Consider the following 25,268-nt stretch of genomic DNA (forward strand, 5'->3'; position numbering starts at 1 on the left):
CGCCGGGCGGCCCCGTTTAGTCCGTGAGTGTTAGCTATCTCATAGAGAAACTGGCAACTCACGGACTAAAGTCCGTGGGTACGGGATGCCACAAAATATATTAGCAACCCAATCCGTTCGGTAAATGGCCGGTGGGTTAAGTGTTCTGAAAATAATTCAATACCTTTCGGTTCTGAAAAACACAAATTAGCTACTCACATGAAAAAAGCCCTTCTCTTCCTCTTACTCGGTACAACAATTTTTGTCGGCTGCAACAACGATGACGACGATACCCCGGCTGTAAAAACCAAAGCAGAACTCATTGCCCAAACCTGGGAAGTAAATACCGGGATTGTTACCTTAGGAACATTACCCCCAATAACTGGCTACACCAAAAACGGAGGGACAACCAACGCATTAGATATGAGCAAGTTTAGGCTCCAATTTAAAAGCAATGGGGATGTTGTCCAAACCGGCCTGGACGGTACGAGTTCAACCGGCAAATGGTCGCTATCTGAGAATGATACCAAGCTTACTATGACGTCTCCCCAACTGCCTGCTGGTGATACCTGGAAAATTGATAACCTGACGGAGACGAATCTGGATATCAGCCGCGACATTGCCGGCAATTCGACGGCTCCCGGAGATCTCTACTGGAAGAATCTAATTGATGCGTACGGAAAACCGCTTGGGCTGTCGTCGGCCAATGGGGTAAAAATTGCGGTCAAAACAACTCCGGTAAAATAACCGAACCTAAGCTCATTCTTTCAAAACCGCACCGGCGCTTACCATCCGGTGCGGTTTTTTTTTGCTAACGTACATTGAGCGATTAGGATGCTGTTAAACGAATAACTGCAAAGGCCCGGTGCTGGCATGAACTAATTTTGGGATAACCCAATTCTTTTATGCACCTCAAGTGATTAATCCGTTCACTCAGCCCGTACTAAAGCTGATTTCCCGGTTTTACCGCATAATGAAGACCGTTCCACGCAGCAACGGTTTTTGTGGGGCATACCGAATCGTGTACGCATAAGCTCCCGGCGGGATGGCTTCCCCTTTGACCGTGCCGTCGAACGGATGCGCGTAGCCATCGGCCGATCGGTAAACGACTTCGCCCCAGCGGTTGAAAACCGTCACCTCCACGGCCGGAAATGCCTCGACGCCCTTCAATTCCCAGACATCGTTCTGGCCGTCGGCATTGGGCGTAAAAGCCGTCGGCACCCAGATTCGTTCCAACACCGTGATCAGCACCGAGCCTTCGGCCTGACAACCCGTCGCATTTTCGACCTTCAGCGTATAGACCCGATCATCCTCGATGCCCACCACCCGCGCCCGGGCTTCGGTCGGGTCGGCCAGATCGGTCGGCGGGGACCAGGCAAACCGAACCGGATCCCCAGTCAGTTCCGGGCTGAGCGTCAAGGAACTTCCCGAGGAGGTAATGATTTCTTCCGGAAATAAAACCGTCGGAATGGGTGCGACGACCGCCGTTTGCTGCGCCACCGCGGCCGGGCATTCGGGCGAGAACGGAACGCTGTAGGTCAGCGTATGGTGCCCGATCCCGGCGGCTTTGGCGTCGTACTTTGTACCCGAAACCCCCGGCCCGGCAAACGTACCGCCCGCGGGGGTGCCAATCAGCGCATACGTCGGCCCATCGGGACCACAAACCGCCGGAACAGCCTCCATAGCGACGGTTATGCCCGGAATTTGCTCCACCACCACGGGCGATGAGGTCGCCTTGCAACCGTTATCGGCCGTAACCTCAACGACGTACGTTCCGGGCGTCTGGACCATAAAAACCGGGTCCGTCACTGAAGCGACCACCTGCCCGTCGCGTTTCCAGACAAAACCGACTCCGCCCACGCCCTCCAACGGCAAGGTCGCGCCGGGGCAAAGCTTCGTTTGGGTAGCCCGAATGGCCGCCGGAACCGGGGCGGCCCGCGTCAGGGCCACGCTTTCGGTCGTATACGAACAGCCGGATCGGGCCTGAGTTAGCACAACCCGGTAGTGCCCCGGCTGGGTGGCGCTCATTACCGCGTTGGTCGTGGCACTCCCCACCGCTTTTCCGTCCTGGTGCCATTGGTAGGTCAGGCCTTCCCCGGACAGGGCCGTAAGCGTTACCGAACCGTCAGTTGCACAGAGCTGGCCCGTCGATTGCAGCTCGGAGCGCAGGTCGACCACCGTTATGTCGACGTTCTGCGATCCGCTGGCTTTGCCGCATTGTGTTTTAAAGGACACAAAAACCGAGTAAGCACCGGGTTCGTCGACGGTCAAAGTCGGGCTGTTGGCGTCGGGGAGGTTGATCCCGTCGCGACGCCATTGGTAGTTCCAGTCGGGATTCCGGGCGGTTTGCAGTTCGAGCGAGTTGCCCTTACAGACCATGTAGGCTGTGCTGGCCGGCCGACCCGTGGCCCAGACCGTTGGGTTGGGAGCCGTAACCGGTGGGCAGTCGATCACCAGAAACTGAAAATCCCGGCGTACTTCGCCGATCTTCACTCCGTTGCGGTATTCTTCTACCCGCACGGCAAAGACATATAACCCTAACTGATTGGGTGTTACCGACAACTGCCCACTTCGGCCATCGATCGAAAGGGACGGACTCCCCGGAATGGCGTTGCCTGCGTTGAAACCGCCCAGCCACTGCACTTCGGGATACGGCCCCGGCGTCGCTTCCTGATTCCGTCCGTTGCCGCTCCGATTGAGCGGGGTTACCATCGAATACCGCAGTTCGTCGCCATCGGGGTCGGTGCCCGCAAACGGAAAGGTAAAGGGTTCGTTGATGCATAAATATTCGCCGTTGAGGGCATTGAAATGAGGGGAGGAATTTTGGAAAAACTGCCCGTTTCTCAGCAACGCCGGGAATTCCAGGTAAAAGGTAAAACCCGTTTGGACCGGGTTGGCGATGTTATTGATGCCATCATTGCGGTTTTGAGTCTGGTAAGCCATGTAATACCCGCCCGCATCGTCATACAAATAAGGATCGAGCTTTATGTCAGCCCCAAATGTTGCCACAATGACCCGCTGGTTCCGGGCGCTGGCGCAGGCTTCGTTCGTAAAAACCACCCGCTCGCGCTGGCCGGTTTCGTAAACGCTGAAGGCCATCATCCGGATGTTGTCGCGCTTTCGGAAAATCCCGACTTCACCGCCGGTGGTCCGGGCCGCCCGCGTGTTGTCTTCGAGGTAGTTGGTAATCGTGATTCGAAAGTGCCCAGGCAAGGTGCCGATGGCCCTCATTTCGATTTGTCCGCCCACCTGGTGTGTTGCCTGAACAGGTATCGCCATGCCGAGAAAGAGCAGCCCCAGCAAAGCGCGGTAAACCAAGGAGTACATGAATACGTAAAAGGTCTTTTCGATAGAACAGGATTTAGGACAAACGGGGAGTGGATCGAGTATCTTAAAGTTAACGAATTTCGGAAATAAAATCCAAGCCTATTTACCCCGTACGCGGCCAAGAAAAAATCTGTTGCAGCCCAAGAGCATCCCCCCCCAAAAAGTGTCTAAGTATTACTGCTTTCTCTTCTACCCCTTACATTCCTTAAAGGATGGTCAGCCGCTGCTGGCCTTTCGGATTCGGATACTAGACGTTCAAGTCCTTCAGGAATTAGGTTCAATAGTGTAAAGGCTGTATATAAGTTATGTCTTATTTTTTAACAATCACACTCTCAATTTATTGCATAAAACATAATAATAATTGTATTTTACAATTGAACACATAATTAATATTTATTTTTATTCTAAAAAACCAATATATATTTTAAATATTTTAGTGATTTAAAAATTTTATTTGTTTATCATCATTTAATGATTTTAACTTGTATCCAAAAATACAGTGATAAATAATGGCTATCTAAGTAAAAAACCAAATCAAAATTTTACAAACTCCCCATTTTTCCAAATTATTACTTCTGTCCTAAACCCTTACTTTTTAAACTCCCAGATTCTGAGGCATACAATAATCCTATTTCATCTCTCTTCATTTACGAACCTTCTATGACCAAAGCCTTTACTTCCGGTTTGCTGTTGCTCGCTTTGTTCATAAGTCTTGCCGGTTACACGCAATTGATGGAGCAAAAGTGGATTGCGCTATACGGTCAGGGGCTGGAAGCCTGGGCCGAATACCGCCGGACCGGCATTCCGGCGCTGGATTCCCCCGCCCTGAATACCAACAACGGCGTCATTCCGACGTGCTTGCCTCACCCAGGGTTCGAAGAATCACTCAACTTCACCAACTTCGATACCGTGCTGAAACGCATGGGCGGTCAAAACGATAAGAAACTGAAATTGTGGTTTGCTAAATAAATCATTCGGAAGGGGGCGTTTTTGTCCCCTTCTTTCCTTTTACCCTGACGCAAGATGAACACTTCAACAAAAACCTGGTTATTTCCGACGTTGGTAGCCTGCCTGGCAACCGGTTTCTTCCCGGCTTTGGCCGATGACGACGAAAAGGCGTTGCTCAAGAAGGCGAAAAAAATTCACGAGAAAGCCTTTACTGTTGACACCCACGCCGACACGCCCATGCTGCTCTCGCGGGGCGGTTTTGACGTGACGAAAGAAAACGATCCACGCGCCACCAACAGCAAGGTGGATTATCCCCGAATGCGGAAAGGCGGTCTGGACGCCATTTTCTGGGCGGTTTACCTCGGGCAGGGACCGCGCACGCCCGAAGGCCACGAAACCGCCAAACAGAAAGCGCTGGGTATTTTCGACGCCATTCACTCGACGCTCAACAAAACTGCGTCCGAAGCTGAACTGGCTACCACGCCCCAGGACGCGCTCCGGATTGGCAAAACCGGTAAACGCGTGATTTTCATTGGGGTGGAAAACGGTTACCCGATCGGGCACGATCTCTCGATGCTGAAGAAGTTTTACGACCTCGGCGCCCGCTACCTAACGCTTTGCCATTCCAGCAACAACGACATCTGCGACTCCTCGACCGACCCGAAAGGCCCCGAATACCAGGGACTGAGCAAACTCGGCGAGCAGGTCGTGGCCGAAATGAACCGGCTGGGGATGATGATCGACGTGTCGCATGTATCGGATTCGACGTTTTACGATGTCGTTCGCCTGTCGAAAGTGCCAATCATTGCGTCGCATTCGGGGGCCAAAGCCATCTGCGACCACCCCCGCAACCTGACCGACGATATGCTGAAGGTGCTGGCAAAAAACGGGGGCGTGGTGCAACTGAACCTCCTAAGCGATTACGTCAAAACCATTCCGCCCAGCCCCGAACGGGAAGCGGCTCAGAAAGCGCTGTTCGAAAAATGGGGCGTGAAAGACCGGCGTTCGATGATGGGTGCCATGAGCAAACTTTCGGAAGACGACCAAAAGAAAATCCGGGCCGAATTCATGGAACTGAACCAGAAATACCCGGTGCAACTGGCCACGGTCAAAGACGCCGTCGATCACATCGACCACATCGTGAAGCTGATCGGCATCGACCACGTCGGTATGGGTGCGGATTTCGACGGTGGGGGTGCGCTGGCCGACTGCTTCGATGTCAGCCAATACGAAAACTTCACGGTCGAATTTGTTCGGCGTGGGTATTCCCAGAAAGACATCGAAAAAATCTGGAGCGGCAACTTCTTCCGGGTCATGAAAGCCGTCGAGAAAGGCGCTCCGAAAGAAATGCTTGGCAAGTAGCTTTCTGATTTCCTCAACCAATTCACGTTTATTACTCCAAATGAAACCGAAAATGCCCCGCTGCCTGGTGGGGCATTTTTTATGCTGCTGCGGTTCGGCGGTAATGTCCCGAAAAATAGCTAAGCTTACAAAAAATAGCCCTGCAACCCCCATGATAATTCCCGAAAAAACCGGTCGGCGCGACTTTGTCGGCACCCTTGCAAAAGCTTCTCTTCTGGCAACCGTTCCTGGTTTGAATCCGGTTTTTTCGCCGGCTCAACCGGTCACCGTTGGGCAGGTGATGGAGTTGATTCTGAAAACCATTCCGGAAGCGCCGTTTCCGAAAACCGTCGACACGCTTAAATCCGGCAACCGGGATCAGAAAGTCACCGGCATCGTGTCGACCATGTTTGCCACAACGGACGTGATCGAGCAAACCGCCCGATTGGGGGCCAATTTCATCATCGTCCACGAACCGACATTCTACAACCACCTCGACGAAACCGACTGGCTGAAAAATGACGAGGTCTTTCGGAAAAAATACGGGTTACTGGAGAAAAACGGTATTGCGGTCTGGCGGTTTCACGATTACTGGCACACTCACCGGCCCGACGGCATCCGAATGGGCGTCGTGACCGCTCTGGGTTGGGAAAAGTACATGGACCCGAAAAATCCGCGGATGATTACGCTCCCCGCTGCGATTCCCCTGAAACAACTGATTGCACACGCGAAGGAAAAGCTCGGTATCGCGATGATGCGGGTGGTGGGCGACCCGGCCCAGTCCTGCCAGCGCGTGCTGCTGATGCCGGGCGCGTCGGGCGGGCGGAGTCACATCGTGGCGCTCCAGCAGGACAAACCGGATGTGATTCTGTGCGGAGAAATCAGCGAATGGGAAACCGTCGAATATGTGCGCGACGCCCGTCAGCAGGGCCAGAAGCTGTCGCTCGGCGTGCTGGGCCATATTATGAGTGAAGCGCCTGGCATGCAATGGCTTGTCCCCTGGCTGCAACCCAAGTTACCCGACGTCAAAATCACTTACATCGACTCGAAAAACCCGTTTTTGTACCTGTAAATCGGGTTAAATAAAACTATCGTCAAGTTCTTCGGTCACGGTCAGGTCCGTGATGTTAAACCATTCTTCCGAGTCGTCGTCGAGTCGGCAGAGGGCTTGTGTTTCGTCTTCGTTTAGGCTCGAAACCGTCATGGGGTGGCCGTTGTTGATGGCGGTGTCGGAATGTTTGACCGTGTCTCCGTAGTGCATAAATGGAGGATTTCGTTCAATGATTAAAGTGCGGACGGATGGTGTAGTGCCGCTTCATCAGATCGGCCGCAAACCGAACGCAGGCCGTTATATCTTCCGGTTCCAAAGAAGGATATTGATGCAGAATTTCATCTGTATTTTCACCTGCTCCTAAAAATTCCAGAACCGTCTGTACAGTAATTCGTTTTCCCCGGATTGTTGGCTTTCCATTGCACAAATCCGGGTCGATGGTAATCCGTTCTGCTATATATTCCATAAGGCCTGTCACTGTTTCATGAAAGACAAACGTTCAATCCAGAACTAAAAATACAGAAGTTTTGGTAAAGACACCATGCTAACGTCCGTACTTACGGCTTTACGTTTGCATTTAACCCCAAATCCCAGCAATCCGTCCGGAACGGAATCACGGGCAACCCGTCACGGCTAAACAGGTTCGGCACCGGGGCATCGCGGAAGGCAAACCGCACGGCTACCGGATTTTTGACATCCTCGGCCCACACCTCCAGCGTATTGCCTTTGACCCGGCCCTGCGCCTTCGAAAACACCTGATCGGCCCCGGCAATCTCCAGTTCGGCCACCTCAGCGCCTTTTACCATCAACCCGTCGGGCGCGTGGTCGAACGTCAGGCGGATTTTGTTCCCCTCGACTTGCATCGAGCGGTATTGCGGACTTTTGTACGGCCCGACCGACTTCCCGTAGGTTTCGGTGAGCGCCCAGTTGGCCAGGCGGTTGCCCACTTCTTTCTTGTACGCCGGATGAATGTCTTTCAGGTTATCGACCAGATCGGTCGTTACGATCATGCCGGATTTCGGAATGTCCATCGCCCGGGTCTGGCTCTCGCGGGTGGCCGCCGTCTGAAATTTGTCGCCGTACATAAAAGGGGCAATCTGTACGTAATAAAACGGAAAATCCTTCTGCCAGAGCCCCCGCCAGGTATCCACCAGCGCGTGCGTCAGCGTGTAATAAGCCGGGGCATCATGCCGGTTAGCTTCGCCCTGGTACCAGATCACCCCGGCAATCGGGAACGACGTGATGGGTGCCACCATGCCGTTATAAAGTACACCCGGTTTGTTGGGTGCCCAGGGGACTTTCGCCATCGCCATCGCCGACCGCCGGGTTTCGGGATACAGCATCGCCACCGTTTCCGGCAACCAGGTGTCCATGTACGAACCGCCCCAGCTCATGTCGATCAGGCCGATGGGTACATTCAGCGTATGCTGCAACCTTTTTCCGAAAAAATAACCGACGGCGCTGAAGTACTTCAGCGTTAGCGAGTCACAAACAACCCATTGGCCCCGCACGTCGAGCTGCGGTGCCTCGGCCGCCCGCTTCGGGATTTTGAAAAACCGGATGTTCGGGTTGTAGGCCGTCGGCAGTTCGGCCTGCGCATCCCGGACGCCCCCACTCGCCGTCATTTCCATGTTCGACTGGCCCGAGCACAGCCAGACCTCCCCGATCAGCAGATTGGTCAATTCCAGCTTGTTATGCCCCTGAATCGTGATTGTATACGGCCCACCGGCCTGGGGTGTGCGGAGGGTCACCTTCCACTGGGCGTTATCGGCGCAGGTGGTGCTGATGGGCTGGCTTTCCCAACTGGCCGAAACGGTGATCTTCTCCGTCGGGTCGGCCCACCCCCAGATGGTCAGGTCGGTCTGTTGCTGCAGGACCATGTTGGAATTCAGAATCGACGGCAACGACACGTTGCCCAATGCCGACAGCGAGATGAACCACAGGAATAGCACTTTCTTCATAAATCGACGTAGAAAGAAGTTTAGGAATGCTTTTAAAAGAACGGTAAAATAAGCAGATTTGGCGTTCCTAACCCTGTTTCTTATGCGATCTTCTTTTTACACGCTGGGACTGTGGTCCCTCCTGCCCCTGGCGGTTTTCGCCCAACCCAATCCCGATAAGCCCGATCTGCGCCAGGGTGCCTACTTCAGCGAACCCGATGGGGCCAAAGCCCTCCAGCAGTGCGCAGAAGCCTACACCGACCGGGCGTCCTGGGAAAAACGGGCCGCGCTAATTCGGCAGGGCATTCGCGACGGCATGAAGCTTCCCGCCAAACCGGCCTTTGCTCCGCTGAAACCCATTCGCCACAGTTTGCGGACTATGGATGGCTACACCGTTGAGAATGTGGCGTTTGAAAGCCTGCCCGGTTTTTACGTCACCGGCAATTTGTATAAACCGACCGGCGTTTCCGGCAAGACGGCGGCCGTGCTGTGTCCACACGGCCACACCCGCGACCAGGACGCCCGGTTTGTCGAGCAAACCCAGCAACGCTGCATCACAATGGCGCGGATGGGTGCGGTGGTTTTCGTTTACGACATGCTTGGCTACGGCGATTCGAAACAGTGCGACCACCGGATTCCGGAAGCGGCTAAACTTCAGACACTCAACAGTATCCGGGCGTTGGATTTTCTGACGAGCCTGCCGGAAGTCGACCAAAATCGGGTGGCCGTTTCGGGCGAATCAGGCGGGGGCACCCAGACGTTTCTGCTGACCGCGCTGGACGAGCGAGTGAAGGTGTCGGTGCCGGTCGTGATGGTGTCGGCTCACTTCTTTGGCGGCTGCGTTTGCGAGAGCGGCATGCCCATTCACAAACGGCCGACACACGAAACGAATAACGTTGAAATTGCGGCCCTGGCGGCTCCGCACCCCATGATCCTGATTTCTGACGGGGGCGACTGGACCAAGAACACGCCCAACGTGGAATACCCGCATATCCGGCGAATTTACGGTTTTTACGGAGCCGAAAACCAGTTGGAACAAATACACCTCGCCAACGAAAAACACGATTATGGCCCCTCGAAGCGGGCGGCCGCCTACCGGTTTCTGGCTAAACACCTCAACCTGAACTTAAACCGGGTGCTGAAAAACGGCGAGATCGACGAAAGCGCAAACAAGCTCCTGCCTCCAACGGATCTTCAGGTTTTTAACGAAGCTCACCCGCGTCCGGCCAACGCCGTCATCGGCGATGAGGCAGTTATGGCACTTTTAAAGTGAGCACACATGGCTAAGAGGCAAACAATCAACCCCATATTGACTTTAATGTAAAATTTATTGGATATAATTTACATATCCACGATACCTTATTTTGATTTTTCAAAAAACATAGTAGATTTATTCCGGCCGAAAAACTCAACCGATACCGATCCTGGTATTGGTTTCACCTTCACATCCCAAACTTATTCGTGGCCGGATGATGGCATCCGGTGGATTCGTATGAACCGTCGTAACTTTCTGCAAACGGCTGGCGTGGGTTCGTTGGCCCTTGCTTCGGGCGTTACTGCCTGCGCCCCGCGCCTGAACGCCATCGCCCAACGCTCGGCGCACCGGGTGCCCAAACTCAAGCTTTCGCTGGACCGGATTGTGAAAGAAACCGTCGGCTTGCGGCCCTTTCGGGCGTCGGGGCCGCGCATTGCCAAAGAATCGCTCGGCAACAAAACCATCGTCCACAATTACGGCCACGGCGGCAGCGGCTGGTCACTATCGTGGGGCACCGGCAACCTGGCCCGCGAACTGGTGCTTTCGACCGGCGAAAAGAAAGTGGCCGTGCTGGGCTGCGGTACCGTGGGTCTTGCTACCGCCCGGCTGCTCCAGGAAAAAGGCTGCGAAGTGACCATTTACACGAAAGACCTGCCGCCCAACGTGACGAGCAACCTGGCGACGGGCACCTGGTCACCGGCCTCGCGGGTTTGTGATCCCAAAGTAGCGTCGCCCGAATTTCGCGACCTGTGGGAAAAAGCGACCCGGTTTTCGTTCCGGCGGTTTCAGTTTATGCTGGGTCTGGACGATATTGTGTCGTGGGTCGATGAATACAGCGTCAGCAACGAGCCGATGCAGCCGCGCACGGACCCCGCCATCGGGGGCGAAGTGTACCACCTGCCCGGCTTGATTCCGGACCGGAAAGACCTCAGCCCCAATGAGCATTCGTTCGGAGCCAAATACGTCGGCTGGCGTTCGAACATGATGTTTAACATTCCGAGTTATTTGCATCACCAGATGACAATGTTCACGATGCTGGGCGGCAAAATCAGGGTGCAGGAAATCAAGCGCCTGGAAGACATCGACGCCCTGCCCGAAGCCTGCGTGGTCAATTGCATGGGGCTGGGTGCCAAAGAGGTGTTCAACGACCCGGAACTGACGCCCGTTTCCGGCCAGTTGGCCTGCCTGATTCCGCAGCCGGAAGTGACCTACAAGCTCAATGCCCGGGGTGCCAGCATCATCGCCCGGAAAGACGGGATTTATTTGGGGGGCAACGGGCTGGTCGGCAACTGGGACACCACGCCCCAGCGGGAAGTTACTGAAAAATTCGTGTATACGATCCAGCAGGTCATGAACGAAATGCGGGCCTGATGACCTGTCTTTGGTTTATAGTTTACGGTTTATGGTTCATAGTTACAGACAACTATCTGGCTGTAAATCAATTAACTGTAAACTATAAACCGTAAATTATAAACTTTAAACCAAGACCTTAACTCCTTATTCTGTGAAAAAAATCTGTACGATTCTGACCCTTAGTTTTTCGCTGGCAACGGTTCTACTGCACGCCCAATCGGTCGAAGCCAAGCTAAAAGAGCAGGGCATCGAACTCACCAAACCAACGCCCTCGCTGGCGAATTATGTCAAATCCGTCCGAACCGGCAACCTGGTTTTCCTGTCGGGCCACGTCTCCAACCGCCCCGACGGCACCGGCATCAAGGGCAAGCTGGGCAAAGACCTGACCATCGAGCAGGGCTACGAAGCCGCCAAGCTTTCGGCCATCGGTTTGTTGTCGTCGCTAAAAGCCGAAATCGGCGACCTCAACAAAGTCAAACGGGTGGTGAAAGTACTCGGTATGGTCAACTCCGCCCCCGACTTTGCCGACCACCCGAAAGTGGTCAACGGGTGTTCGGATTTGCTCGTGAAAATTTTCGGCGACAAAGGCAAACACGCCCGTTCGGCCGTTGGCGTCGCGGCTCTCCCCTCCGACTATGCCGTGGAGGTTGAGATGGTGGTGGAAATCGAGTAAGTGCGGTTTTTAACCAGTTCCCTCCGCAGCCCTTCAAGGGTTGTTGGAGGGATTTTTATTGGTCAAAAAAACAGAAAATGAAAACATTTGATCATTAAAAATCAAAAACAATCATAATTGTTCATTTTTGATTAATTTTGCTCAAACATTCAAATCGACAACGCATGAAAAAAATGATTCTGGTGGCTGGGCCGTACCGTTCCGGCACGAACGATGATCCGACGAAAATCGCGGCTAATGTCCGGCACATGAACGAGGTGGCCCTTCAACTGTTCGATCAGGGCCACTTGCCAATGCTCGGCGAATGGCTGGCCCTGCCGCTGATCGAAACCGCCGGGTCTACACAGATCGGCGACGAACCGTTCAACCGCATTTTCCACCCGGTCGCCGTCGACCTGCTGGCTCATTGCGATGCGGTTTTGCGGATTGGGGGGCCGTCACAGGGTGCTGACGAAATGGTGGCTCAAGCCAGGCGTCTGGGCAAAGCCACATTCACCAAGCTAGACGATATTTTCTTTGGGTGAAAACCGGGGACAAATTCGGATCGTGGTCAGATTGAAGAAGTAGCATAGCCGTTCTTTGCGTAGCTTTGTCGCCTTAACTGACCATTCTGATGAAAATTACCCTTTACCTGTTTGCTTTTCTGTTGGCAGCAAAAACCGCCTTTTCGGCCGCGCCCGGCGACAAGTATATTGCCATTGAAACCCAACACACCGCTCTGGTGATCCGGGTCGATCAAGACGGCGACCCGACCATCGTTCACCTCGGCAAACGGCTCCAGAATGCCGCCGAATACGGTTTGTTGCCCGCCAATGAAAAACGAGGAGAAGACTACACCAAAATCTATAACTCGGTTTACACGCCCGCCGGGGGTCGGAATTTGCTCGAACCGGCCCTTCAGGTTGCCCATGCCGATGGTAACCCTTCTGCCGACCTCCGGTATGTGCGGCACGAAACGCAAACCGTGGCCGACGGCGTGGTGCTGACGACGGTTTTTCTGAAAGACCCGCAGTATCCGTTCGAGGTAATGCTATATTACAAAGCCTACCAGAACGAAGATGTTATCGAGCAGTGGACCACGATTCGGCATTCGGAGAAAAAACCGGTGCGGTTACAAAAATACGCTTCGGCCAACCTCTACATTCCGGCCCGGAAGTACTACCTGACGCATTTCCACGGCGATTGGGCGCGGGAAATGAACCCGGAGGAAATCCCGCTGACGGCCGGGCTGAAGGTGCTCGACACGAAGCTGGGCACCCGCGCCGACCTGTTTCAACCGCCTTCCTTTTTGCTGGCCCTGAACCAACCCGCCGAGGAAGAAATCGGCGAGGTCATCGCCGGAACGCTGGCCTGGTCGGGCAATTACAAGATTGAGTTCGAGATCGATCCGCTGCGAAACCTGCGGCTGCTGGCGGGCATTAACCCCTACGCGTCCGAGTACACGCTGGCCCCCGGCAAGGAGTTTACTACTCCGGCTTTTCTGTACACCTACTCGAACGCGGGCAAAGGCCAGGCCAGCCGGAACCTGCACCGCTGGGCACGCAAACACCGCATTCCGCAGGGTAAAGGCAACCGCCTGACGCTGTTGAACAACTGGGAGGCCACGTATTTCGACTTCAACGAAGAAAAACTGACGGCCCTGTTCAAAGATGGCAAGAAGCTGGGCGTTGACCTGTTTCTGCTCGACGATGGCTGGTTTGCCAACAAATACCCCCGCAACAACGACCAGACCGGCCTCGGTGACTGGCAGGAGAACAAACAGAAACTGCCCCACGGCCTGGGCTACCTAGTGAAAGAAGCCGAAAGCGCGGGCATCAAATTCGGCATCTGGCTCGAACCGGAGATGGTCAGCCCGAAAAGCGAATTGTACGAAAAGCACCCCGACTGGGTGATCAAGCTACCCAACCGCGCCGAATATTACTTCCGAAACCAGCTCGTGCTGGATCTGTCAAATCCAAAAGTGCAGGATTTCGTTTACGGCGTGGTCGACGGGATTTTAACCAAAAATCCGACGCTGAGCTACATCAAGTGGGACTGCAACGCGGTGATTTATAATGCCTTCTCGGCCACGAACCCTAATCCCTCGCACCTCTTTGTCGAATACGTGCAGGGACTTTACAAGGTGCTCGACCGGCTGCGCGCTAAGTATCCGACGCTGCCCCTGATGCTCTGCTCGGGCGGGGGTGGCCGGGTCGATTACGGCGCGCTGAAATACTTCACCGAGTTCTGGCCAAGCGATAACACCGACGGCTTGGAGCGGATTTTTATTCAATGGAATTACTCGTACTTTTTCCCGGCCATTGCCACTTGTAACCACATCACCGACTGGGGCGACCAACCGATCAAGTTCCGGACCGATGTCGCCATGATGGGCAAGATGGGGTACGACATTGTCGTCAGTAAACTCGATGAAAAAGAACTGGCATTCAGTCAGCAGGCGCTGCAAACCTACAGCCGGGTGAAAGACGTGATCTGGCAAGGCGACTTATTCAGGCTGGCCTCTCCACAGAAAAACGACCTGGCATCGCTTATGTACGTCTCCGAAAAACAGGACAAAGCGCTCTGGTTCAGCTACCTGGTCGGCAACCGCTACCGGGAAGGCAGCCAGGCCCCGATTTTACTGAAAGGCCTTAATCCATCAAAAAAATACCGGATTCAGGAATTGAATGTGTACCCGGGCACCAACTCCCCCATCAACCACAGTCAGTCGGTCTACTCCGGCGACTACCTGATGACGGTCGGTTTTAACCCGCAGGTCGACGCGCGCCGGGCGAGCGTGGTGCTGGAGGTGACGGAAGCGAATTAAAGGGGTTGAGCTAGGTTGTTTCGCGGGCGGGGCCGCCCGGCGGTTAAGCGGAGAAAAAAGGAGTTCAGCGGAGTCTGTTGTAGGCTCCGCTGCATAAAGGAATTTTCAAGCCGGTTTATCTTTCTGATGTTCAGCTTTTTTATGCTGAACATAGTACACGATTACCTGTAGCAGCCCCAAGACTGCTCCTACTGAGAGGTAATAAGAACTCCCCGAAAAATGATTGAAGTAAAGCAGTCCTCCGGTAACCAGACAGTATATGGTTGTTAGAAACAGGAGTACCTGAGAAGTCACAATAATTGCTTTCATACATTACCAACGAGGGACCGGTTTAGTTACAACTCCTGAAGTATTCATCTGTTTCATGAACATAAATTTATGAATGAACGAGTCAAAATATTTTACATACATATACTGAATTAATAAATCAATTTTACATACATTTGGTGAATTAATAAAATCTCAGATCTGCCAATGAAAGGTACCAACCTCGGCGAGTTTGAAGAACTGGTGCTGCTGACGATTGCCGCACTCGTGAACGATGCCTACAGCGTGGCAATTTGCGACGAACTGGAAAAGCACACCGGCCGCGTCGCGAAACTGGGCGTTGTCCATGCCGTCCTGAATCGGCTGGAAGAAAAAGGACTGGTGAAAAGCCGCCTGGGTGAAGCCACCAGCGCCCGGGGCGGCAAACGCAAACGGTTTTACGAAGTGACGCAGGCCGGGAAAGTGGCGCTGACACAGGCCCGGGACGTGCGCGAATCGCTCTGGCGCATCATCCCCGGTTTTAATCTGGAAGGCTCCGTATGAAAACACCTGCCAAGCACCCACCCCGCTGGGCGCAGAAACTTCTGCGCTGGTATTGCCGCCCCGACCTGCTCGAAGACCTGGAGGGTGACATGAATGAATACTTTGAACGCAACCTGAAAACCAAAGGCCTCCGGCGCGCCCGCTGGATTTACTGCCTCGATGCCCTGAAATTCTTCAGACTGTACACCGTCCGCAAACCCGAATTCCTAAACCTTCTCATTCATTGGCTCATGATCGGCAGTTACCTGAAAACCTCCCGGCGCAGTCTGGTGCGCAACAAACTATTCTCGTTCATCAACATTATCGGGCTGGCCGTCAGCATGTCGGTAGGCCTGCTCGTGATCGCTTTTCTGACCGATCTGTTCTCCTACGATCAGTTTCACGAGAAGAAACACCGCACCTACCGCCTGCTGACCCGCAACGAAATGGCCGATAAAACCGTCATGAACTTTGCCTCCACCTCGCTGAAAGCCGGTTTTAAAATCCGGGAAACCATTCCGGGCGTGGAAGATGTCGCGCTGATTCGCCGGGGATTTTACAGCGACGCGAAAGTCAGCGAAGAAACCATCATTCCGCTCGAAGCCACCTGGGCCGATCCGGCGTTTTTCAAGGTCTTTACCTTCCCGCTGCTCAAAGGAAATCCGGCCACGGCCCTCAAAGAACCGTATTCGCTGGTGGTGACGGAGAAAACCGCCCGGAAGCTGTTCGGCGAAGCGGACGCGCTGGGTAAAACCGTCCGGTTCGATACGGTGAACTACACAGTCACCGGCGTCTTGAAAGACATTCCCAAGTTGTCGCACTTCCGGTTTGAAGCGCTGATTTCCCTGGCGTCGATGCTCGGGCAGAAAACCGATTCTGACGGTGGTATTATGGACTGGGGTAACATTTTTCAAAACTACGTCTATCTGACTTTGCCCGAAAACGCTAACCTTGCGACCATTCAGGCGGGTCTCGACAAACTGAGTGCCGCCGAAAACGCGCAGCTCGACCGACAGAAGATCACACTTTCGCTGCAACCGATGAACAACATCGTCTTCGGGGGCGGGTTGTCCAACGAGATCGGCGTCAACATTCCCAAACCGGTGGTCTGGGTGCTGATTGTGCTGGCGTTTGTCGTCATCTTGTCGGCTTGTTTCAATTACACCAACCTGTCGATTGCCCGGTCGATGCGCCGGTCGCGGGAGGTGGGTATCCGCAAGATTGTCGGTGCGCTGAAAAACCACGTTCTGGGGCAGTTCATGGCCGAATCGGTGATCATTTCCGTGCTGGCACTGGTCTTCTCGTTTCTGCTCTTTTTAGTACTGCGGACCCAGTTTATGGCATTGGCCCCCCAATTGGCGAACGTTGTCACGCTTGAATTATCGCTCAAGTTGATCCTTTACTTCCTGCTGCTAGCCGTAGTGGTGGGACTGGCCGCCGGTTTTCTGCCTGCGCTATTTTTCTCGCGCATTCAGGCGGTTCAGGTGCTGAAAGACGCTTCCACGTTCAGGGTTTTCCGGCACGTGAATATGCGAAAAGCGCTGATTGTCATTCAGTATACGTTTTCGTTGATGTTTATTACAACCACCCTGATCGGCTATAAACAGTATCGGGGCTTCCTTTCGTTCGACCTGGGTTTCAGCACCGAAAACATCCTGAACATCCGGATGCAGGGCAACAAAAGCGCGCTGCTGAAAAAGGAACTGGCCGAAATTCCGGCGGTGAGCCAAATCGCCACGTCCCGGATGATTACCAGTTTGGGAAGCCTTTACGGAACTCAATTGAAATACACAGCCAAAGGCATCCCGGATTCGGCCATGGCCTGGCAAAATTTTGTTGACGAAAATTACCTGCCTCTCCACCGGCACGGGTTTTTGGCCGGTACCAATTTCAAAAACCGCCCAACCGGCGGCAACGAAACGGAAGTCATTGTCAACGAGCAGGTTTTGAAACGGTTTCGAATTGCCGACGGTAACCCGGCCAACGCCATCGGCAAACAGGTGATCATAGACAACAAGCCCCTGACGATCGTGGGGGTGCTGAACGATTTTCACTACGACACGATCGACCAAAAAATTGAACCGACGGTTTTCCGCTATTCAGCCGACGAACCGGCAGGAAATCTGAATGTTGGCATTAAATCCGAGGATTACCCGGCGGCCTTAGCCAGCATTGAAGCGGCCTGGCAAAAAATCGACAAAGTGCACCCGCTGAAAGCCCAATTTTACGACGACCAGATTGAAGAAGCGTACCGGCAATTCGAGGTCATGGTGAAAGTGATCGGTTTTATCACCTTTCTAGCCATCTGCATCGCGTCGATGGGGCTGTTCGGCATGGTGGTTTTCACGACCGAAACCCGCTTGAAGGAAATCAGCATCCGGAAAGTGCTGGGCGCCAGCGAAGGCAGTCTCATTTTCCAGTTGAGCAAGGGCTTTCTACTACTGCTTGGGATCGCGACGCTGGTGGCGCTCCCGGCGACGTACCTTTTCTTTGACCAGGTCGTTCTGACCAACTTTGTCTACCACCAGCCGATTGGGGTGAGCGAACTGGTTCTCAGCGTGTTGGTTGTCATGATGCTGGCGTTCCTGCTCATCGGCTCGCAGACCCTGAAAGCCGCCCGGAGCAACCCGGGGGAGGTGTTGAAGAGCGAGTGATTTGTTGTTACGCAGAGTTTATCAAAGGACATCAGAGCTAATCAGAGAAAACCCTGATAAACTCTGGTGTCCTCTGATAAACCCTGTGTAATAACCTCTATTTCTTAAACTTACACGTCCCGTTATCCGCCACGCGATAATACGATTTGTAATTCAAAGCACCCGGCACCATGCAGCCTTTCAGGTTCAGCACCTCGATGTTCCGGAAGTCGATAGCGTGGCTCTCGCTCTGGAGCGCGATGTAGCCTTCTTTCAAGGGCGTGTTGTCCAGTTTCAGCCAATAGTCGGCGTTGTCGACATGCCCCGACGCAAAACCGTTCTGTTTGCTGATGTAGCCCCCGCCGATCTTCGTTTTTTCGTAGGTCAAGACCGTATCGCCTTCAATGATGTGGTGAATGATCGAATCGCCCAGGACGACTGCCGTGACGCTCACCCACTGGTCGCCGTCGTACGTTTTAGACTGGGAATCAATGCAATGCGCATCGACAACTTTCCCGTTCATCTCCACGATGGTGCCGGGTGTACAGAGGTTGGCCGTGTGCCGGACGCCCTTGCCCAAACCGCCCAGCGTCTGAATTTCGAGCGAAATCGGAAAGTCCTGATTTTTAGTCAGGCTTTTGGCCGACTGCGAATGAATCATCACCCCACTGTTTCGTACGTTCCACGACGCCCCGCCGGGCACCTGATCACCCAAAAACCGGTAATCAAATTTCAGGATGTAGTACGAAAACGGCTGGTGGTAATAGAGGTGGCCGTATTTGTTGTCGAACGTCTCGTACTGATCGTACATGATCCGGATCATGCCGTTTTCGGCCCGGAAGGTATTCTTGTAGTTGTGGTTCAGGTCTTCCCCGGCAATCTTGATGTCCCAGCCGCTGAGGTCTTTGCCGTTGAACAGCTTGATCCACTCTTCTTTCTTCGGGTCGTTCTTCTGGGCAAAAACCGGGTTTAGGAGGAGAGTCAAAAAACTGTAACACAGAGTTAATCGGAGTTTATCAGGGTTTATCAGGGTTTCTCTGATCACCCGCCGGGCGGCCCCGTCTGATATTCTCTGATAAATTCTGTGTAATAACTTTTTAATAAACCTTTCCATAAAGTTTAGATCATTGGATTAACCCAATCATAAGAAAAACCGGCATCGGGTCTACTCACTCCGACTGCTCCCGAATTTTCCGGCTGAGCTTTTCCGGCCCCAACTCCTCGACCGCCGGGACACCTTTTCGGTACGTCCGGAAGAGCGTATTCTCGACCAGCGTGGGGTACGGCTTGAAAGTAATCCAGCGCAAAGGCCATTTCCGCAGCCAGAACGCGCCTTCCAGCATGGCGCAAAACCAGCCGGGCGGTCGTTGATACCCAAAGGCTTCCCGCAGTTTGTCGTTGATCAGGGCGGCAAAAACCGGCTGAACCGCAAACCGCAGCGGTTTTGGGACCCAGCCTTCCACAATCTGAACGGTCGCGTTGGCGATGCGCCGGTTGCTTTCGGCGTAGCGGAAATGTTCGGCTTCGTACGCGTCCGTGAAGGCTTGCAGAGCTTCAAGGGTTGGCGGAATGTCGGTCAGGTGCATCCGCTGGCCGACTTCCCGGAAAAACAGAAAAATCGCCTGTTCTTCGTTTGGGGTAAGCTTCCGCCAGCCGTAGCGATTGATCCAGTTGATGGGATAAAACACGAAGGTCGCCAGCACCATCAGGAAGTCCTCATTTTCAATCTGGTAAAAACCGTGAATGCGGTTCATGTGGGTGATGGCCCGCTGGCCGGTTTCGGTATCCAGGCCGTACTGCATGAACCAGGCGATCAGGATGCTCGTGTCGTCGTAGCGCTTCTGGCCGTGTTTTTCAAACTCCCCCGTCCGCATCAGCAAAGCCGAGGTGCGCGGGCTGGCGTAGGTATGAAACAGGGCCAGTTCGAGCGCCCGCGTGATGTCGAACGGAAACTCGTACCCGACCAGCAACTGCACCATTCGCTGGTAATCCCGGGTGGGATCAAGCTGCTGCAATTCGAGCCGAACCGCCGGATTTCGAAACACACCCGCCAGCCGGGCATATACTCTGGGTTCCATATCGTTGTTGTTTACGGTTTACAGTTTTCGGCTTCCAACTTCGTTATTCGGTGTTCGTTATTCGCAATTCGTTATTTAAATATTGAATAATGAATAGCGAATAACGAACACCGAATTGCGAAGTAAGAAAAACAGTCCTCTCTTCAAATCAGTCGCTTTTCCAGGCAAATACTCGTTTCCATGCCCACATATGGGCCATAATTGGCGATGCGTATGTAACCCGCTTTTTCGTACATCCGAACGGCTTCCGGCTGTTTGTTGCCGGTTTCCAGCCGGGCGGTCCGAAAACCATCTTCCTTAGCCCATCGTTCGAGTTCCTCCAGAAGCTGCAACGCCAGCCCCTGCCCCCGAAACGCCGGGACAACAAACATGCGTTTGATTTCCACAAAACCGGGTTCTGTCATGGGTCGAAAGCAACCACAGCCGATTGCTTGTTCGCACTGTCGGACCACCACCACCCGCGCCGACGCATCCACCTTATTAAAACCGTCATATTTCGCCTGATATGGCTGATAGCGACTCCATAAATCCTGATCCAGTTGGGTAATCAATTCGTGAAAAACCGGGTCAGAAGCGGTGGTACGCAATAGGGATAAAGCATTCATTTGACAGCGATAAAGCAAGCAGAACCGTTCCTCACAAATCTACGGAAAACTACTACGAACGAAGTATTTTTTGTAATTTAGCCACCATTCCAAACTCCTTTCTTCACTATGGCCTTGTTTAAACTACAAATCAACGGCAAAAGCTACCAAACCGACGTCGAGCCTGACACCCCGCTGCTGTGGGTCCTGCGCGACAACCTGGGGTTGCTCGGCACGAAATATGGTTGCGGCATTGCCCAATGTGGTGCCTGCACCGTCCACCTGAACGGCGAAGCAACGCGCTCCTGTGTGTTACCGGTTTCGGCCATCGGCTCCTCCAAAGTTACGACGATTGAAGGTCTGTCCAAAAATGGGGATCATCCGGTGCAAAAAGCCTGGGATGAGGTCGATGTGGCCCAGTGCGGTTATTGCCAGGCCGGTCAGATCATGACGGCGGCTGCCCTGTTGAAAAAGAAGCCTAAACCGACCGACGAAGAAATCGAAGCCACCATGTCCGGCAACCTCTGCCGTTGCGGCACCTACCACCGCATCCACGAAGCCGTTAAAGTTGCATCCACAAAAAAATAGTTTTTACCGTACCCACGGACTTTAGTCCGTGTGAGCTTTTATGATCCATTAGTTAGTACCAACTTAAAGGTGATACCAACTCACACGGACTAAATAAAGTCCGTGGGTACGGCACTGTAAACCCTCAAACTGACATGACTTCACTACCAAATCATAACCGCCGGAGCTTTCTGAAATTGGCTGCGGCAGCGGGCGGGGGCCTGATGCTGGGCTTCAACTGGTCCGAAGCCGAAGCCGCTACCCCAACCCTTCTGGCCAATGGGGCCGCCGTGCCGGGTGTGGGCTTCAACAGCTATTTATCGATCAATCCGCAGGGCATCATCACCATTTTGTCGCCAAACCCGGAAGTTGGGCAAGGCATCAAAACCGCCTTCCCGATCATCGTGGCCGAGGAACTGGATGCCGACTGGAAAAACGTAGTCGTCGAACAGGCTCCCCTCGATACCCAGAAATTCGAACGGCAGGTGGCCGGGGGCAGCGGCTCCATTCCGCACTCCTGGAAACGGCTGCGCGTAGCCGGAGCAACCGCCCGCCAGATGTTGCTGGAAGCCGCAGCCAAACGCTGGAACGTAGCCGCATCGGAATGTTCGACCAGCAAAGGTTTTGTGATCCATACTGGTAGCAACCGGAAACTTAGCTACGGCGATCTGGCGACCGAAGCCGCTAAAATGACCGTTCCGGCCGATGTCAAACTGAAAGACGTCAAGGACTTTAAGCTGATCGGGCAGACTATCAAAAACGTCGACAACCCTGGCATACTGACCGGAAAACCGCTGTTTGGGCTGGATTACTACCGCGAAGGAATGCTGACCGCCATGCTGCAACGCCCAGCTTTTGGTTACAAATTGAAGTCGGTCGATGCATCAGCGGCTAAAGCGATGCCCGGAATTGTCAACGTCGTGACGATCAACAACAGCGTGGCCGTGGTGGGTAAATCGACCTGGCAGGTTAAGAAGGCCAAGGATGCACTCAAAATCGAGTGGGAAAAAGACGGCAATCTGGAAAGCACCGCCGATCACAACCGGTTGTTCAAGGAGATGCTCGACAGTCCGAATGCCACAGTTCGGCGGAAAGACGGCGACGTGGAAACCGCTTTTAAGAATGCCGCCAAGGTAGTGAAAGCCGAATACCAGTGCCCGTTCCTGCCGCATAACCCAATGGAGCCGATGAACTTCTTCGCGCATGTCAAAGCCGACAGTGCGGAGTTGGTGGGGCCGAGCCAGACACCGGAAAATGCCCGCAATCAGGCCGCCAAACTGCTCGGCTTGCCGCCCGAAAAAGTGACTGTTCAACTAACCCGGATGGGGGGTGGTTTTGGTCGGCGACTCAACACGGACTACGCCCTCGAAGCCGTGCAGGTGTCGAAAGCCGTAAACGCGCCGGTGAAAGTGATGTGGACCCGCGAAGACGATATGACCGGCGGTATTTACCGCCCGGCCGTTCGCTACCGGTTCGAAGCCGCGCTGGACGCCCAAGGCAACCTGATTGGCTACAAACTGCGGGGGGCCAGCATCAACGCCGGAAACGCCACCCGTGAAGACAACTTCCCGTCGGGCGCCGTCGAAAACCTGCTGATCGACAGCGTTGACCACAAATCCCCGATCACCACGGGGCCCTGGCGCGCACCGATCACCAACTTCCTGGCGTTTGCCGAACAAGCCTTCATCGATGAAGTTGCCCAGGCTGCGGGGAAAGATCCGGTGCAGTTCCGGCTGGAGTTGCTGGATAAAGCCAAGCAGAAACCGACCGGAAAAATCACCTACGACATCGACCGCATGAAGGGCGTGATCGAACTGGCCGCCGAAAAATCGGGCTGGGGTAAAAATAAAAACGTGGCTCAAGGCTTCAGCGTCTATTTCTCGCACCGCTCGTACGTTGCGCAGGTGGGTGAGGTGGTCGTCGAAAAAGGAAAACCGGTGCTGAAAAAAGTTTACTCAGCCGCCGACTGCGGCATCGTGATCAACCAGAGCGGGGCACAGCAGCAGGTTCGTGGTTGTATCGTCGATGGAATCGGACACGCCATGTACGGTAACATTACGTTCAAGGACGGCATTCCTGAGCAGAAAAATTTCAACGATTACCACCTCATCCGGATGAACGAAATCCCCGAAATCGACGTCCATTTTGTGCAAAACGAAATCGAACCAACCGGCCTGGGCGAACCCTCGCTTCCACCGGCAGGTGCGGCCGTGGCCAACGCTATTTTCAAAGCCACCGGCAAACGACTTTACAACCAGCCGTTTGTGCAGACGGAGGTGTTTAAAGGCGTTTCATAGAATTGATAGGAACACGGATTGGACGGATGCAACGGATTTTAACGGATAAATCTGTTCTAATCCGTTTCATCGGTTCGATCCATGTTCCTATTTTTATCCTAAACATCCGAAAAGGCTTGGCAGTTAATTCAATAAGGCCAGTTCAACCGGGCCTTCCTGATGAATGAACCTCCCAACCCTGATTCGAACGGCAGTGGGTTTACTGACCGTGCTCCTGCTGACTCACTGCCAGAAACCCAACCCTCAACCACCCAAAGCCGAAGGGTTCGACCCGCCCATTCCGGCCGACACATCCTACCTGGCTGGCCCCATTGCGTTTACCCTCAAGGAGTTAGAGACTAAAATCAATCAGGAACTGGACCCGGTTTTGGTCGGAAAAGGATCGTCGGGGGGCAAAGCCGGGGGACTATTCCCATTCCGGGTGGTTCGTTCGGGACCGGTGCGCGTGCAGTATGCCAACAACCAGATTCGATTATCCGCACCGTTACAACTCTTTATCACGACGCCATTTAGCTCGGCCAAAGTCCCCGACCAAAAACCGTTTTGCGCCTTGGATGTCAATTTTCAAAGTCCGCTGACCGTCACGGAAGACTGGCGACTGGCCAGCCGGATTCAGTTTGTGGATTATCAATGGATTGAAGAACCCGAAATCAAATTCCTCGGCAAAGAAATTTCGCTGACCCGTTTCGCCCAAAACATCCTGGACCGGCACCAGTCGTCCATTGAAAAAGCAATCGACTCAGCGATTTACAAGGAACTGCGGCTCGATCAGCTAATTCAACCCGTTTGGAAGAGCATTCAGCAGCCTTTGCTCATCGACCGATCGTATGGGTTGTGGCTCATTCCGAAACCGCTCCGCGTCGAAGCTAGTCCCGTCCACGGAAACCGCGAACGGCTCACCACGCATCTGCGAATCGCCTTTACAACGAGCACAAAACTCCAGGCTCAAAAGCCACAGCCCGAAAACGTCCCATTGCCGGTTTTACAAAAACGCGAACAACTCCCGCAAATGTCCGACTTACGGCTGCTCAGCACGATTCCGTATGCCGACATCAACCGGATGATTGCCCGTAGCCTGACCGATAAAAACCGCAAAGTGTTACTTGGTGCGCTGACCATCAAGAAGGCGACTGTCTACGGCGGGCAAAAGGCCCTGATCATTAAAACGGAGGTCGGCGGGCTGCTCGACGGCACGCTCTACCTGCGCGGCAGACCCTCGTTCGATACCACAACCAATACATTGCGCGTTCAGAACCTGGACTTTGACCCCGGAACCGTCCGGACACTCGCCCGCATCCCGGGCTCGCTGGTACACGATGGGCTGGTCAAAATTCTGGAGAGCTTTCTGACGGTTTCGCTGGGTGGCGAAATTGAAATGATTCCGCACCAAATCAGCCAATCCTTTCACCAGGGAGAAACCGGCCGGAAAACCCGGCTCGACATCCAATCGTTCCGGTTTACGCCCCAGAAAGTGGCCATTCGGCCCGACGGGATTCAGGCGCTGATTCGCGTGCAGTCGAAGGTGGCCGTGCAGGTGAAACAGTTGTAGCATATTCCTGCACCGCCGGACGATGAACGCATGGCTTAGTGGCCAATATTTCCAGTCAGGTTGTAAACAACCGGTTTATCACCCTTCGGTCGAGCCAT

General features: G+C 53.8%; 21 protein-coding genes. 14 read left to right on the plus strand and 7 right to left on the minus strand.

The window, feature by feature from the left end:
- Positions 1–198 precede the first annotated feature (198 nt).
- Positions 199–726 (plus strand): hypothetical protein, encoded by a 528-nt coding sequence (locus tag ACO2Q8_RS15625; RefSeq protein ID WP_423345766.1) that lies wholly within the window; start codon positions 199–201, stop codon positions 724–726.
- 216 nt (positions 727–942) lie between these two features.
- On the opposite strand, the gene ACO2Q8_RS15630 is transcribed toward ACO2Q8_RS15625, so the two are convergent.
- A complete protein-coding gene (locus ACO2Q8_RS15630; protein ID WP_423345767.1) occupies positions 943–3,306 on the minus strand; it encodes a gliding motility-associated C-terminal domain-containing protein in 2,364 nt (787 codons plus the stop codon).
- A 660-nt stretch (positions 3,307–3,966) separates the two neighbouring features.
- Between ACO2Q8_RS15630 and ACO2Q8_RS15635 the strand changes: the two genes are divergently transcribed.
- The 3 genes from ACO2Q8_RS15635 to ACO2Q8_RS15645 all read left to right on the plus strand — a co-directional run bounded on the left by ACO2Q8_RS15635 (position 3,967) and on the right by ACO2Q8_RS15645 (position 6,667).
- A complete protein-coding gene (locus tag ACO2Q8_RS15635; RefSeq protein WP_423345768.1) occupies positions 3,967–4,275 on the plus strand; it encodes a SusD/RagB family nutrient-binding outer membrane lipoprotein in 309 nt (102 codons plus the stop codon).
- Between the two features lie 54 nt (positions 4,276–4,329).
- The gene (locus ACO2Q8_RS15640) at positions 4,330–5,616 is read left to right on the plus strand and encodes a dipeptidase (RefSeq protein ID WP_423345769.1); all 1,287 of its coding nucleotides are present in this window, start codon (positions 4,330–4,332) and stop codon (positions 5,614–5,616) included.
- A gap of 151 nt (positions 5,617–5,767) precedes the next feature.
- Positions 5,768–6,667, plus strand: coding sequence for a Nif3-like dinuclear metal center hexameric protein (locus ACO2Q8_RS15645; RefSeq protein WP_423345770.1), 900 nt, complete (start codon positions 5,768–5,770; stop codon positions 6,665–6,667).
- 6 nt (positions 6,668–6,673) lie between these two features.
- On the opposite strand, the gene ACO2Q8_RS15650 is transcribed toward ACO2Q8_RS15645, so the two are convergent.
- From ACO2Q8_RS15650 to ACO2Q8_RS15660, 3 genes are all read right to left on the minus strand, one after another.
- Positions 6,674–6,856, minus strand: a complete 183-nt coding sequence (locus ACO2Q8_RS15650) for a hypothetical protein (protein WP_423345771.1) — start codon at positions 6,854–6,856, stop codon at positions 6,674–6,676.
- Positions 6,857–6,872: 16 nt separating this feature from the next.
- A complete protein-coding gene (locus ACO2Q8_RS15655) occupies positions 6,873–7,112 on the minus strand; it encodes a DUF433 domain-containing protein (RefSeq protein ID WP_423345772.1) in 240 nt (79 codons plus the stop codon).
- A gap of 91 nt (positions 7,113–7,203) precedes the next feature.
- Positions 7,204–8,607, minus strand: coding sequence for a sialate O-acetylesterase (locus tag ACO2Q8_RS15660; RefSeq protein WP_423345773.1), 1,404 nt, complete (start codon positions 8,605–8,607; stop codon positions 7,204–7,206).
- Between the two features lie 82 nt (positions 8,608–8,689).
- Here ACO2Q8_RS15660 and ACO2Q8_RS15665 point away from each other — a divergent pair, with 82 nt between their 5' ends.
- From ACO2Q8_RS15665 to ACO2Q8_RS15695, 7 genes are all read left to right on the plus strand, one after another.
- Entirely contained in the window at positions 8,690–9,859 is a 1,170-nt protein-coding gene (locus ACO2Q8_RS15665; RefSeq protein WP_423345774.1) for an alpha/beta hydrolase family protein, read from the plus strand.
- 219 nt (positions 9,860–10,078) lie between these two features.
- Complete coding sequence (locus tag ACO2Q8_RS15670; protein WP_423345775.1) at positions 10,079–11,212, plus strand: FAD-dependent oxidoreductase; 1,134 nt, start codon at positions 10,079–10,081, stop codon at positions 11,210–11,212.
- Positions 11,213–11,354: 142 nt separating this feature from the next.
- Positions 11,355–11,867: a RidA family protein gene (locus tag ACO2Q8_RS15675; protein WP_423345899.1), complete on the plus strand. Its 513-nt coding sequence runs from the start codon at positions 11,355–11,357 to the stop codon at positions 11,865–11,867.
- Positions 11,868–12,031: 164 nt separating this feature from the next.
- A complete protein-coding gene (locus tag ACO2Q8_RS15680) occupies positions 12,032–12,391 on the plus strand; it encodes a DUF4406 domain-containing protein (protein WP_423345776.1) in 360 nt (119 codons plus the stop codon).
- Between the two features lie 89 nt (positions 12,392–12,480).
- Entirely contained in the window at positions 12,481–14,673 is a 2,193-nt protein-coding gene (locus ACO2Q8_RS15685; RefSeq protein ID WP_423345777.1) for an alpha-galactosidase, read from the plus strand.
- Between the two features lie 474 nt (positions 14,674–15,147).
- Positions 15,148–15,483, plus strand: a complete 336-nt coding sequence (locus tag ACO2Q8_RS15690; RefSeq protein WP_423345778.1) for a PadR family transcriptional regulator — start codon at positions 15,148–15,150, stop codon at positions 15,481–15,483.
- Positions 15,480–18,116: an ABC transporter permease gene (locus ACO2Q8_RS15695; protein WP_423345779.1), complete on the plus strand. Its 2,637-nt coding sequence runs from the start codon at positions 15,480–15,482 to the stop codon at positions 18,114–18,116. Before ACO2Q8_RS15690 ends, ACO2Q8_RS15695 begins: the two co-directional genes overlap by 4 nt.
- Positions 18,117–18,213: 97 nt before the next feature.
- On the opposite strand, the gene ACO2Q8_RS15700 is transcribed toward ACO2Q8_RS15695, so the two are convergent.
- From ACO2Q8_RS15700 to ACO2Q8_RS15710, 3 genes are all read right to left on the minus strand, one after another.
- Positions 18,214–19,080, minus strand: coding sequence for a 3-keto-disaccharide hydrolase (locus tag ACO2Q8_RS15700; RefSeq protein ID WP_423345780.1), 867 nt, complete (start codon positions 19,078–19,080; stop codon positions 18,214–18,216).
- Positions 19,081–19,264: 184 nt separating this feature from the next.
- The gene (locus ACO2Q8_RS15705) at positions 19,265–20,173 is read right to left on the minus strand and encodes an oxygenase MpaB family protein (RefSeq protein WP_423345781.1); all 909 of its coding nucleotides are present in this window, start codon (positions 20,171–20,173) and stop codon (positions 19,265–19,267) included.
- 143 nt (positions 20,174–20,316) lie between these two features.
- Complete coding sequence (locus ACO2Q8_RS15710; protein ID WP_423345782.1) at positions 20,317–20,778, minus strand: GNAT family N-acetyltransferase; 462 nt, start codon at positions 20,776–20,778, stop codon at positions 20,317–20,319.
- 108 nt (positions 20,779–20,886) lie between these two features.
- On the opposite strand from ACO2Q8_RS15710, the gene ACO2Q8_RS15715 reads away from it, so the two are divergent.
- From ACO2Q8_RS15715 to ACO2Q8_RS15725, 3 genes are all read left to right on the plus strand, one after another.
- A complete protein-coding gene (locus ACO2Q8_RS15715) occupies positions 20,887–21,345 on the plus strand; it encodes a (2Fe-2S)-binding protein (RefSeq protein WP_423345783.1) in 459 nt (152 codons plus the stop codon).
- 134 nt (positions 21,346–21,479) lie between these two features.
- Positions 21,480–23,621 (plus strand): molybdopterin cofactor-binding domain-containing protein, encoded by a 2,142-nt coding sequence (locus ACO2Q8_RS15720; protein ID WP_423345784.1) that lies wholly within the window; start codon positions 21,480–21,482, stop codon positions 23,619–23,621.
- 163 nt (positions 23,622–23,784) lie between these two features.
- On the plus strand, positions 23,785–25,170 hold the full coding sequence (locus ACO2Q8_RS15725) for a DUF4403 family protein (RefSeq protein ID WP_423345785.1): 1,386 nt from the start codon (positions 23,785–23,787) through the stop codon (positions 25,168–25,170).
- Positions 25,171–25,268: the final 98 nt, after the last annotated feature.

This window comes from Larkinella sp. VNQ87 (genome assembly GCF_049445795.1).
Lineage (GTDB): Bacteria > Bacteroidota > Bacteroidia > Cytophagales > Spirosomataceae > Larkinella.